8 protein-coding genes are annotated in these 13,778 nt (G+C 41.5%); 7 read left to right on the top strand and 1 reads right to left on the bottom strand.

The annotated features are described in order from the left end of the window. The first annotated feature begins 148 nt into the window (after window positions 1–148). From QM873_RS00225 to QM873_RS00195, 7 genes are all read left to right on the top strand, one after another. Entirely contained in the window at window positions 149–1,630 is a 1,482-nt protein-coding gene (locus QM873_RS00225) for a M protein trans-acting positive regulator PRD domain-containing protein (protein ID WP_154853550.1), read from the top strand. Between the two features lie 104 nt (window positions 1,631–1,734). Further along, entirely contained in the window at window positions 1,735–3,084 is a 1,350-nt protein-coding gene (locus QM873_RS00220) for a hemolysin family protein (protein WP_023027140.1), read from the top strand. Window positions 3,085–3,195: 111 nt separating this feature from the next. Further along, window positions 3,196–4,419: a hypothetical protein gene (locus QM873_RS00215; RefSeq protein WP_023027139.1), complete on the top strand. Its 1,224-nt coding sequence runs from the start codon at window positions 3,196–3,198 to the stop codon at window positions 4,417–4,419. Between the two features lie 271 nt (window positions 4,420–4,690). Then, entirely contained in the window at window positions 4,691–5,665 is a 975-nt protein-coding gene (locus QM873_RS00210; RefSeq protein ID WP_414278597.1) for a hypothetical protein, read from the top strand. A gap of 428 nt (window positions 5,666–6,093) precedes the next feature. Continuing rightward, on the top strand, window positions 6,094–7,068 hold the full coding sequence (locus tag QM873_RS00205; protein ID WP_154853547.1) for an ABC transporter substrate-binding protein: 975 nt from the start codon (window positions 6,094–6,096) through the stop codon (window positions 7,066–7,068). A 10-nt stretch (window positions 7,069–7,078) separates the two neighbouring features. Beyond that, window positions 7,079–7,972, top strand: a complete 894-nt coding sequence (locus QM873_RS00200; RefSeq protein ID WP_154853544.1) for an ABC transporter permease — start codon at window positions 7,079–7,081, stop codon at window positions 7,970–7,972. 13 nt (window positions 7,973–7,985) lie between these two features. Next, complete coding sequence (locus QM873_RS00195) at window positions 7,986–8,789, top strand: ABC transporter ATP-binding protein (protein ID WP_123159480.1); 804 nt, start codon at window positions 7,986–7,988, stop codon at window positions 8,787–8,789. 54 nt (window positions 8,790–8,843) lie between these two features. Here the strand turns inward: QM873_RS00195 and QM873_RS00190 are convergent, their stop codons facing one another. Continuing rightward, the gene (locus QM873_RS00190) at window positions 8,844–13,727 is read right to left on the bottom strand and encodes a glycosyl hydrolase family 95 catalytic domain-containing protein (protein ID WP_414278596.1); all 4,884 of its coding nucleotides are present in this window, start codon (window positions 13,725–13,727) and stop codon (window positions 8,844–8,846) included. Window positions 13,728–13,778: the final 51 nt, after the last annotated feature.

Genomic DNA, 13,778 nt, shown 5'->3' with positions numbered 1-13,778 from the left:
ATACAAAAGGAATGGACAACCATTCCTTTTTTGTTTAAATAACGTGAAAGACTAGGATAAGTTTTTGAATCGTAAACTTTTACCTTTCCTTTTAGAAAATATGTTATAATGAATTAGTAATGATACAAAATCGAGGAGTTTCTATAAGATGATAGAATTGCTTGCCAAAAAGCAGCGACGCCAAATGCGTTTGCTAGAAACATTAATTCGAGAGAAGCGCTGGTTTCATTTGAAGGAACTCGCTGAAATGTTAGATTGTACAGAACGGTCATTGAAGGAGGATCTTTCAAATTTACGAACGGTCTTTAATGAGTTTTTGATTGAGTCCTCGACAAATGGTATTAAGATTAGTTATGACGATTCGATTGGGATTGAGGTGGTCTACCATCACTTCTTTAAAGAATCTACAGCTTTCTCCCTCTTGGAATACTTGTTCTTCCATAAGGATGTTTCCAGTGACTTAATTTGTAGACGGTATGATCTCAGCCAACAGTCATTTTATCGCTTGATTCGAAATATCAACCAAATTATTCAGGAAAAGTACAATATACGAATCACCTTGAATCCTCTAAATGTCGTGGGGGACGAAGTCGATATTCGCTTTTTCTATTCCCAGTATTTTGCAGAGCGGTATTATTATTTAGAGTGGCCATTTCCAGATATTAGAGAGCAAGTCATTATTGATTTCATTACCTTCTTCTATAAACTGACAGAAATCCCACTGACTTATTCGATCTTCCATTCTTATAAAATTATGCTAACGGTCTACCTTTACCGGATTAAGCAAGGGTATCGAATTGAAGGGGCCAATAATTTTGAACAATACGCCTATCTCTATCAAGAGCTCCCAAAAATCAATGAGATGCTTCGTTATTTTGGTTTGCAGCTGGGTGTAGAATTTAACGAAGAAATCATAGAACAGCTCTTTATTATCTTCCTACAGAAACGCTTCTATTTTACCCCACAGGATCTGATTGACTCCACTGAGGAAGATGCTGTTACAAAAAAATCCTATATTTTAGCCTCTCAATTTCTTGATCACCTGAGTGAATCTTATGGTTTAGAACTTGAGAATTATGAAGAGATGATTATGCATATTCACAACACCGCCTATTTGGAGCGGCGTGAAATCTTTGGTGAATTTCTTCTCTATGATACCAAGAGCTATACCAATGAGGATTATCGAACCCTCTTCCCTAAATTTTATCAGGATGTTGAAACAGGTTTGTATCACTATCTCAAAGAGATGGGCTTTCATGAAAATCCTGAAAACCTCAAGCATCAGATTTATACCGTATTTTCACATTGGGAAAATCTATTGCCTCAACTATTAAGGAGACGGACAGCTGTCAAGGTCTTAATCATTAGCCGATACGATGACCACCATGCCAAGTCCATGATTGATTTCTTAAAATTCTATTGTACGGATAACTTTGAGTTTTCACAGGTCATCAAGCATGACTTTAATCTTCATGAACTAGAGCATACCGAATATGATGTTATTGTTGCCAACTTTATGATTCCGAATATCAAAGGGAAAAAATTTATTTGTACAAGTAGTTTGACCCTTTTGGAACTTGTAGAAAAACTGAATGTACTCTTTTATGATTTCACACGTTATGGAGTATAACTGAGCCTTCCCTCCTCTTTTAGGAGGGAAATTTTTGCGACTATGCACCATTTCAAAAAATATGATATAATGGGCATTATTACTATACATTGAGGAGAATATCCATGGAAGACCCTGGCAGTCAGGATTTAATACTGCAATTTGTTTTACTATTTGTATTGACCTTATTAAATGCATTTTTCTCTGCAACGGAGATGTCGATGGTATCGCTGAACCGTTCTCGCGTAGAGCAAAAGGCTGAGGAAGGCGATAAAAAATATATTCGTCTCTTAAAGGTATTGGAAAATCCCAACCACTTTTTATCTACGATTCAGGTTGGTATTACCTTGATTACCATCTTGTCTGGGGCAAGCTTAGCTGATGATCTTGGGAAAGTAATCGCTTCTTGGATGGGAAATACGGAGACAGCACGTGCGATAGCTAGCTTCCTCTCACTGGCTTTTCTGACCTATATTTCGATTGTATTTGGTGAGTTATATCCGAAGCGTATTGCCATGAATCTGAAAGATAGCTTGGCTATTCGAACGGCTCCAATTGTGATTTTACTAGGAAAAATCGTTAGCCCCTTTGTCTGGCTCTTATCGGCATCAACCAATCTGGTCAGTCGTCTGACTCCTATGCAATTCGATGATGCAGACGAAGAGATGTCACGAGATGAGATTGCCTATATGCTGGCTAAGAGTGAAACAAGTCTGGATGCTGACGAGATTGAAATGTTGCAAGGAGTCTTTTCACTAGATGAGCTGATGGCGCGTGAGCTAATGGTTCCTCGTACGGATGCCTTTATGGTGGATATCCAAGATGATACCAGAGAAATCATCGAAAGCATCTTAAAACAGAATTTTTCTCGTATTCCTGTCTATGATGATGACAAGGACAATGTCATTGGTCTGATCCATACCAAACGTTTGCTTAATGAAGGTTTTGTGAATGGATTTGATAATATTGCTCTTCGCAAGATCCTTCAGGAACCGCTCTTTGTACCGGAAACAATCTTTGTAGATGATCTCTTGAAGGAGCTCCGGAATACACAAAATCAGATGGCCATTTTGCTGGATGAGTATGGAGGAATGGCTGGTCTGGTAACCTTGGAAGACCTTCTTGAGGAAATTGTCGGGGAAATCGATGATGAAACCGATAAGGCTGAGAATGATGTTTTTGAAATTGAGCCTAACCTCTATATTGTGCAGGGGATTGTGACTCTAAATGATTTCAATGAGTATTTTGATGTGAAGTTGGAAAGTGATGATGTGGATACCATTGCAGGCTACTACCTGACTGGTGTCGGACGGATTCCAGGTCACAAGGAACGCTTGAGTTTTGAAGTAGACAGTATGAAGAAGCATCTGATCCTTACAAACGATAAGGTAAAAAATGGTCGTGTCACCAAGGTGAAGGTTGAGGTCAGTGACCTAGTCGATGAAGATGAGCAAGCGACAAAAGGTCAAGAATAAGAACATCAAATCAGGGAGTTTCCCTGATTTTTTTATGCTCATTTTAGTCGGATTTGCATCTCTCATGAAATTCCTTTATAATAAAATAAATAAAGGTAGAAGGAGATCACAATGAAACAAGAAGAATGGTTAGCAGAGTTTGAGAGGGTTCATGGTCGACCGGCCAATCAGGAGGAAATCCAACAGGCTTTTGGTACGTTTGGAAGTCCAGAAACACAAACGACACCGAATACGCCCGTAAACCCAATCCAATCTCCATTTGAAGGTGCAGCACCTGTTTCCAATCAAGGACAATTTGGAGGCCCTTTACCGTTTCCAGAACAAGCTAAATTTGGAGGAGCAGCGCCAGCCCCAGAACAAACCCAGTTCGGAGATGCAGCGCCAACTCCAGAGCAAACGCCATTTGGAGGAGCAGCGCCAACTTCAGAGCAAACACAGTTTGGAGGTGTGACGCCACCACCAGAACAAGCACAGTTCGGAGGTCCAGCTCCGGCCCAAGCCCCATTTGGAGGTGCAAGCCCAGCTCCAAATCAATTCCAAGGTGGAGCAAGTCAGTATCAACATCAAGAACAAGCTTTTGGGCAAGGTGGAACTCAGCCACAAGCTCCTGTTCAGGAGGCGGCTCAAACAGGAGCGCCCTTCGCATCTTATAACAACACTCAGATGCAGGGAGGCTACCCAAACAATGGGCAACTGAATTACCAGGCTAATTCTCCATATATGGGCCAAGCTCCAATACCAGGTAAGAAGTCTAAAAAAGGGCTGATTATTGGTTTATGTAGTCTTGTTGCTGTTGCAGTTTTATCTGTGCTTGCATTTTTCTTTTTTACTAAAAATCCAAATAGTATTCAAGGAAAATGGTCGGCTACTCCTGAAATGAAAAAGACAATGAAGTCTGCTTTTGCAGGCACTTTCTCTACTACATCAGATATTTCTAGTGAATTTGTAAAAGATATGGATATGATCGTAGAGGTAAAGGGGAAAAAAGTAACCATCAGTGTGATTGGTAAGATTGATTTCAAGGGAGCTGCAAAGGAACTCTATGATGATGGGGACAATGATTTTTACTCTGTTGAGGATGCCTTAGACTATATCCAAGAAAACAGTGAGAATTCCTATTTAGAGGATATGGGACTTGAAATCGATGTGAAAAAAGGCACTCTTAAAATGGTAGCCTTTGAAGGTGAGGTAGATGAAAAAGATCATCGATTCATTCAGGATGAAGATGCGAGTCATTTCCTTAAATACGATCTCAAGTATAAAATTGAAAATGGAACGCTAAAAGTTTCCGTGGATGGAAATGATTATGGAATTGAATACTCCTTTAAAAAATAAGATATTCGCTTATTTAGGCTCATTGTCAACTGTAGTGGGTTGATGAAAAGTTATACCCTGGAGAGGACCAAATTGGTTCTCTCCTTTTTGATGTTCTTGTTTTCTACAACAAAATAGGCTCCATAATTCCTATGGTGGTTTTATCCACTACAGAAATTATAGAGCCATAAAATCAGGGTTTTTCCTGATTTTTATACTCATTTTAGTAGGGTTTGCTTCTCCTATGAATTTCCTTTATAATAAAATAAGTAAAGGTTAGAAGGTGATAGTCATGAAATCAGAAGAATGGTTAGCAGAGTTCGAGAGAGTCCATGGTCGACCGGCCAATCAGGAGGAATTCCAACAGCTTTTTGGTCAATTTGGAAGTCCAAAAACACAAGCGACACCGAATACGCCCGTAAATTCAATTCAATCTCCATTTGGAGGTGCAAGCCCAACTTCAAATCAATACCAAGGTGGAACAAGTCCGTTTCAACATCAAGGACAAGCTTTTGGGCAAGGTGGAACTCAGCCACAAGCTCCTGTTCAGGAGTCGGCTCAAGCAGGAGTGCCTTTCACATCCTATAACAATGCTCAGATGCAGGGAGGTTATCCAAACAATGGGCAACTGAATTACCAGACTAATTCCTCATATATGGGACAAGCCCCAATACCCGGTAAGAAGTCTAAGAAAGGGCTGATTATTGGATTATGTAGTCTTGTCGCCGTTGCAGTTTTATCTGTGCTTGCATTTTTCTTATTTGCTAAAAATCCTAATAGTATTCAAGGGAAATGGTCAGCTACTCCTGAACTGAAGAAAGAAATGACATCTGGTTTTAAAGAAAGTTTCACCTCGACTTTAGATATCTCTAGTGAATTTATTAAAGATGTCGAAATGATTGTGGAAGTAGAGGGTAACAAAGTAAAAATTTCTACATCAGGAAAAGTTGATTTTAAAGGAGCAGCAAAAAAACTCCTTGAAGGCGATAAAAGTTATTTATATTCTATGGAAAATGCATTGGAGTACATTGAGGAACGAAGCAAATGGGGGTACTTGAAGGAAATAGGAGTTGAAATTGATGTAAAAAAAGGAACCATTGATATGGTGCTATTTGAAGGCGAGTTGTCTGAAAAAACTCATGAATTTCTTGTAAATAGTGGTGGGAACTTTGTAATGCAATACAATCTCAAATATAAATTGGTAAACGGAACGTTAACGGTTTATCAGAATGAAGAGGATGATTTTAAATACACCTTCAAAAAATAAGATATTCGCTCATTTAGTGCCCTAATCGGGCACTTTTTTTGTTGATATACGTAGAAAAAAATAAGATAATTAAAAAAATTCTGAATTTCGGCTTGACAGCTTGAAAAATTTTCGGTAAGATAGTCAACATAAAAAAACGAAAGCAGAATCTTATGAAAAACACGAACTCCACATTGTTGAATCAAAACTTTTACTTTAGCTACTTTAGATAATGTTTGTAGACATGAACTCATGGATACAAACGAAACGAGCAATTTGTTTGTATCTATGTGGCTAAGATTTTTGATTGTGGTCCATATAGATGATATCTAAATGGACGGCAATGCTGGCATACTTTTAAGTTTGTGAGGAATGATACCAACCGTTTAGAATCATCTAAACGGTTTTTTGTATTCTGTTTGAATGTTTTAGAGAAGGAGACATGTTTCATGAAAATTGTAAAGAAGTTAATTGCACCGGTCCTGGTAGTTGGTCTACTGATGACCTCCCTCTTGACCCTCCACCACTTGAAGACCTCTAAGCATCAAAAGATCAAGATTGGGATTTCCCAGTATATTACCCATAAGTCTCTAGATGCGACTCGAAAAGGCTTTGTCGAAGAGTTAGCCAAACAAGGTTATGTGGATGGAGAAGAGATTGAAATTGATTATCAAAATGCCCAAGGGGAGCAGCGAAATTTGAAAAATATTTCAAATCAATTGTCACAGGAAAGTGATCTTGTATTTGCCATTGCGACTCCATCAGCACAAAGCATCGCCAATACAAGCAAAACGACTCCTGTAGTCTTTTCTGCAGTGACGGATCCTCTGGCTGCCAAGCTGGTCAAGAACTTGGATCAGCCTGGTGGCAATGTGACAGGAACGAGCGACCAATCTTCAGATGCCATTGCTACGCAAGTCGATCTGATTCAAAAGGTTTTGCCAACAGCTAAGACGATTGGGATCCTCTATACGCAAAGTGAACCCAACTCAGTCGTTCAAAAAGAGGAAGCCAAGAAGGTTCTTGAGGCCAAAGGCTATCGTGTCGTAGAGAAGACTATCTTAGATAGTAATAATGTAAAGGCAGCAGCTGACAGTTTGATGTCAGAAGTCGATATGGTCTTTGTCCCTACAGACAACATCATTTCTTCCACAATGGAAACCATCAAACAAGTGTCTCTGAAACATCAGGTTCCAGTTATTGGAGGTTCGATTGAAATGGCCCAAGTAGGAGGGCTCTATACCTATGGGACAGACTACACCGAGTTAGGGCGTCAATCTGCTCGGATGGCGATTCGTATCCTGAAAGGGGAAAAGGCAGGCGAACTGGCAGTGGAGGCCCCTAAAAATCTAGAATTGTATGTTAACAAAGAGATGGCTAAGAAATTAGGAATTGATCTCTCTGGTATAAACGAAAAGAAATAGGAGATGGATGATGGATTTAGTATTATCAAGTTTATCTGAAGGTTTATTGTGGTCGATTATGGCCATTGGTATTTTCTTAACATTCCGCATTTTAGATATAGCGGATATGACAGCAGAAGGGGCTTTCCCGCTTGGGGCTGCAGTCGTTGCTTCCCAAATCCAAGCAGGGCAAAACCCTTGGCTAGCGACCCTCTTCTCGATTTTAGCAGGGATGCTAGCAGGTTTGGTCTCTGGTCTTCTTCATACCAAGATGAAGATCCCAGCGCTCTTAACAGGGATTGTGACCCTGACGGGACTCTATTCAATCAATATTAAGATCATGGGGGGCGTCCCTAATTTATCCATTGGAGATTCTAGTACCATTTTCAAGTCTGTGATGGGCTTGGGTTTGTCCAATGAGGAAGCAGTCTTTGCTGTTAGTATTGCTTGTTTGTTATTGGTCTGTCTGATTTTGACCCTCTTGATGAAAACCCAGATTGGTTTGGTTCTTCGTTCGACTGGTGACAATATCCCGATGAGTGAAGCCAATGGGGTGAATGTGGACACCATGAAGATTTTCGGTTACATGATTTCCAATGGCTTGGTGGCATTGTGTGGGGCTCTCTTCGCTCAGACAGATGGCTTCTCAGACGTGACTTCTGGTACAGGTACCATCGTCGTAGGTCTCAGTGCTGTTATTTTAGCAGAAGTCTTGATCCATGATTTGACCATTGGAGGACGCTTGCTTTCGATTGGAGTGGGGGCAATTGTCTACCGCCTCATTATCCTCAATATCTACGAAATTCCAAACCTAGACCAAAACTTGGTCCGTTTGTTTAACGCCATTCTCTTGGCCTTGGTCTTGTTCGCACCAGAAGCCCAGAAACGTCTCAAGATTCGTGGATTGAAATTAAGCAACAACTAGAAGGAGAAGATAAATGGCAACATTGTTAAAAATTGAAGATATCCATAAGACATTCGAAGCAGGTACGGTCAATGAAAACCATGTTCTCAAAGGCTTGGATCTGACAGTAGAAGAAGGAGATTTCATTTCCGTCATTGGAGGAAATGGAGCCGGTAAATCGACCTTGATGAATATTCTGGCAGGTGGCCTGCAAGTGGACCAAGGAGAAATCCTTTTAGAAGGGAAATCGATTAAGCAGACCAGCGTTCGGAAGCGTGCCAAGGATATTGCGCGTGTTTTCCAGGATCCTAAGATGGGGACGGCTTCCCGCTTGACCATTGAAGAAAATATGGCCATTGCTAAAAAACGTGGAGCAAGACGGGGACTCAGTTGGGGGGTCAAAGAAAAAGACCGCGAAGAATTTAAAACGGCTTTGAAGGAACTCAATATTGGTTTGGAAAATCGCCTCAAAGTGGACACGCAATACTTATCAGGGGGACAACGGCAAGCTTTGACCTTGGTCATGGCTGCCTTGGTCAAACCAAAACTCTTGCTACTGGATGAACATACCGCAGCGCTCGATCCAAAGACCAGTGAAATGGTCATGGAATTGACACAAAAAATCGTGGAAAGCCATGATTTGACAACCTTAATGATTACGCATGATATGAACCATGCAATTGAATACGGCAACCGCTTGATCATGCTCTACCAAGGCAAGATCGTGGTCGATGTTAAAGGAGAAGAAAAGAAGAACCTGACAGTTGAAGACTTGATGCGCCTTTTCCATCAGAACAGTGGTGAAACCTTGGTGAGTGACGAATTGGTTTTAGGATAAACGAAAAAGGATGGAGATTCCATCCTTTTTATTGATCTTGTTAGCTACATCAAGCTAATCGGTTTTCTTTTTCTCTAGGAAAGTAGCTGCGAGAACAAGGCTAAGTCCTGCTAAGAAGAGTAGGTATGAACTGAGTTTAGCATTCGTTTTTGGAAGTTGTCCTTGTGAAGCGTCGTCTTGTTTAGAGTTGGGAACACTCATCAAAGTATCACCGGCCTTCCTTGGACTAGTGTTCTCTGAATTTGGCTTGTATGGCTCCCTTCTTTCTGATACAGTCGGCTCAACTTTCTCATGAAGACTTGAAATGAATGGTACAGTTTCTGATTTTGTCTTGTAGACAATGGCATAGGTTCCTAACTCTTGTGCCATGAATTCAATCATGCCCTCTCGTAGTGTAAATTCTACTGCTTGGAGTTCTTGATCAGGAGTCAAGACATAGAGTTGCTTCACTTCTCCTGATAGTGGAAGTCGAACCAATACACTTCCCTTCACTGGAACTGGATTTCCCTCTTTATCCCTCAGTTGAAGGTTGAAAGCATCGTAGGTCTCGCCGAAGAGACCTTGGTCAAGGACCTTTTGGATCTCTAAATGACTTTCTGTTCCAATCTCATTTTCTCCACTAATGACCTCTACCTTGCTGGCTTGGTCTTTCAGTACCCGCAGGACATATTCAGGTAGAGAAAGGATAGGTGCTTCTTGTCCAGCTGTGCCGATTGGGTCTGTGTACTCAGGAAGGGTTACTACAGGTGGTTCTTCCTCTCCCAAACTTGTCACAAGAGCAGGTAAGAGAGAGACCACTGGACTAGTGATGGTTTTCCCTCGGATGGCATAGGCTGAGATGATCTGATCTTGTTTTTGATGAGCAGTTTCTGGGATTGGGAGTTCAATTTGCTGGTTTTTAATCGGCAACACTCGATTTCCATCTGATAGGGTGACGTGTTGGTCATCGGTTTTCTTGAGGAAAACAGGATCCTTTGTACCAGGGAATTGTACAGCAATAGCATCCCATTCTCCAGACGGAAGTGTGAGGGTAATGGTTTGATCGCCTGCTTGTATTGGGGCTAGACTTGGAGTATCTAGGGATACTGTTGCTGGCTTCAATATGTCAAATGAATCCAGAGAAATCATCTTTCTACCATCTGGAGAGTTAGGATCCACTGTCAAGGTGAGAATATGATTTCCATTGCTTAAGTTTGTATACTCGCCAATCAATACATTCTTTTCATAGTCAGCACTTGAGTAGAAGTCCAAACTTGGCATTTCTTTTCCATCCAGGGTTACTAAGGCTTTTCCATAGCCAGAAGATTTCAAACCGTAGATGCGGATACCTGTACCAGTGAAAGGAATGATTGCCTTGGCCTCAGAATACTGAGATGGATCTACGTTTTGGAGAGTCGCGTATTTTTCTGTCGTTTGATATAAGCCTGATTCATTCCAGTCTTTGAACAAAGAACCATAGTGGATACGAGGATCTCTGTCATCCATCTTTTCAACAGTCGCGTCTTGACCAGGATAGATTTTAAAATAATCCAAGGAAATTTTTGAGCGTTCATTCCCACGGTTTAAGTGCTCCTTCTTCACGGTCAGAGTTAGGATATGATTTCCATCAGGAAGTCCTGTAAAACGACCGATTAGAGCGCTTTTTTCCGTTTCTCCAGATGTGTAGAAATCCAGATCTCCCACTTTTTTTCCATCGATTTGGACTTCTGCTAAGCCTAATTCAGACGATTTGAGACCATAGATTTCAATTCCTCGTCCATTGAAAGAGATGCTAGCAGTTGCATCTTTGTCAGAGTAGCTATCAAGGGATAGGTCGGCGTATTTTTCAGTTCCTGCATACAAGTCAGCATCTTCCCAGTTATTGAAGGCAGGACCGTATTGAACACGAGGATCTCTATCGTCCATCAATTCGACAACTGGTTGGATTGATGCGGCTTCTGATGTTTGCCTTGAGCGCTCCCCAATCATAGCTTTAACGCTATAACTATAGCTATGAAGAGAATCAATGGAGCGGTCAATGAAATGAGTGACATTGGTTAGGAATTCTTTGACAGAAGGAGCGTCACTGCTTTCATCTTTGCTTTCTCGACGAATGACATAGTGAGTCGCATCTTTAACTGGATTGAAATCGAGTTCAGCAGTTACAGCATCTTTTCTCACGGCAGATAGGCGGGTGACCCTCTCTGGTAACTTTTCAAAGGTAACCTGATCCCCTTTTTGAGTGGCAATCTGAATCCGATTGCCCTTCAGAAGAGTAGGTTTGATTTCTTTCCCATTAATCTTGACAATACTCGACTCGATGTCTGGATAATCGACGACTAAATCTCCACCTGCATGGGAAAGGAAAGCTAATGTCTCAAGATTCTTTTCTTTCCATTTCATGCTGACTTCAAAGTTGCCACGTGCCACGAGACCTGAAACTTGCCCGTCTTTCCAGGCATCTGGAAGGGCTGGTAATGGGGCAATGTAGCCAGTGTGGGATTGAAGGAGCATTTCTGCCATCCCGCTAGTGGCACCAAAGTTACCATCGATTTGGAAAGGCTCGTGGGTATCCCAGAGATTTTCTAGGGTTGAGGATTTGAGCTGTTCTGCCAATAAACGATGGGCACGATTTCCATCAAGCAGACGAGCCCAGAGGTTGATTTTATTGGCCTTAGACCAACCCGTTCCACCATCTCCACGGTGGTTTAAGGTTGCGCGTGCCGCCTCTAGGTATTCAGGCTGATCCTTGTCAAATAAAGTACCTGGGAAGAGACCAACCAGATGAGAAACGTGACGGTGGTGATTTTCAATGCCTTCATTCGTAAATTGAGGACTGTCTTCTTCGTACCATTCCTTGATGCGGCCATCTTGGTTGATATGAAGTGGTTTGAGCTTGTCAAATTTAGCCTTCACTTCGGTAACTAAGTCTTGGTCGACATTGAGATGCTTGGCTGCTTCCATATAGTCGTGGAAGAGCTGCCAAACCAGAGACTGGTCGAAGGTATTCCCAATCGTGATAGTTCCATGCTCTGGTGAGTAGGATGGAGAAGATACCCAACGGTCACTTGCTTTGTCGTAGTGCAAGAAGGAATTCCAGAACTTGGCCGTTTCCTTGAGCATTGGATAAATCTTTTCTTTAAGATAGGTCTCATCCTTGGTGAATTTATAGTAGTCATAGACGTTCTGCATCATCCAAGCATTGGCAGCAGGAGACCAGCCCCAATAGTAATTCCAACCAGGAGTTGTCCAGCCGAATGGCGTTGCTTGGGTATGAACCAACCAACCATTTTCTTGTCCTTCTTTGGATTCGATACCAGCGTATTCCTTGGCAGCGATACGGCCATAGTAGCGCATGTCATCAATATAATTGATCATTGGCTTGGCAGTTTCTGCAAGATTGCTCATATAGGCAGGCCAGTAGTTCATCTGTAGGTTGACATTGAGGTGATAGTCAGAGTTCCATGGTGGATTATCTACAGCATTCCAGACTCCTTGTAGGTTGGCTGGAAGGGCATCTGTCCGATCACGAGAAGAACTAATCAGTAGGTAACGTCCGTATTGGAAGAAGAGTTCTTCTAACTTTTGTCCTTTTGTAGGATTATAGGTTTGAAGAGCATCTTTTGTAGTTTGGCTAGATTTGTTACCCCCAAGATTTAGTTGAACACGGTTGAAAAGACTTTGATAGTCCTTGATGTGGTCGTGTTTTAGAGTTTCATAGTCTTTTTCTTTGGCAGCTTCAACGATCGATTTGACAGTTTCTTCTAAATTAATCTCTTTCCGATAATTAGTTTTTGGATTTTGAGCAAAGTTGGTCTTGGCACTGAGTAAAAGGGTCGCATAGCTGGCTCCAGTGACGGTCAAATAGCCGTCTTGGGCAGTGACTTGTCCGTCCGTCTTGATTCCAAGATAGGAAGCAAATTGAAGACCATTATCTTTGACAGTCCCCTTGAGCAAAATACCATTCGAATCAGTGGTAACTCCTCCTTGTTTATAATTCGAATATTCCCAAGAGTAATCGCCATTCGCAAGTAAATCTTCTGTCAAGCTATTCCAAAGGGTAAAATCAAGGGTCTTATCCCCTTTTTTACTCAAGTGGGTCACTGTAACATCGTCAGGATAGCTAGAGAAGGTTTCGCGTTTAAAAGTGGTTCCATCTTGGCTATAAGAAGTAGTCGTGATAGCTTCAGTAATATCTAAGCCACGATGATAGTCGGTAACATTCTCCAGGCCTTTCTTTTGGTTGTTGAAGACCATAAAGATATCACCAAAAGATAAGTAACGGCCATACTGAGCATTGTTTGGGCCTACTAGATGTTCTTCGGCTAATTGTTTGGCTTTTTGGCGGTTTTCTTCTTCCAATGCTTTACGAATTTCTGCTAAGACCTTATGGCGATCCTGATAGTTTCCTCCGTTGTAGTCGGTGCTATCTGGTTGTGGTCCTCCAGACCAAAGAGTTTTTTCGTTGTATTGGATTCTTTCTTCACCGATGAGTCCGAAAACCTTAGCCCCCATTTCCCCGTTTCCGACTGGAAGGGCTTGTTTTTCCCAACCATCATAGGTAGCAGCAGCAGGTTGATTGTAACTTAATTGATAATCTGTTTGTTTTGCCACAGGAGTCTCAACTTTCATCGTTTCCGTATCTTTATTCGTCTCAATCGAAGTAGTCGAATCGTCTGTATGATGACTTTCAACAGCTCTATCAGGAGTTGAGCTTCTTTCTTCAGAAATAGGAGCGATATGTGGATTCTCTGACTTGGATCCTCCAGTTCTGTCAGTCGGACTCTCTATTGATGGGGCAGCTTCAAGGTGGTTGCTTTCGTTTTGACTTCCAACAATACTATCAGCATCTACCTGGTGTAAGCTGAGAAAAAATGCACCTAGTAAAACAGAAGCAGTGCCAACTGTTAGTTTACGGATACTATAACGACAGGATGTTTCCCAAAATCTTTGGTCCATAGAACTCTCCTCTATTTTTTTGAGATCGCTTACATTATTGATTAAAGACAG

The organism is Streptococcus australis, assembly GCF_047463015.1.
GTDB classification, from domain to species: Bacteria; Bacillota; Bacilli; order Lactobacillales; family Streptococcaceae; genus Streptococcus; species Streptococcus australis_F.
Note: the sequence above shows the minus strand (reverse complement) of the source record. Positions and strands in the feature narration are given on the sequence as shown.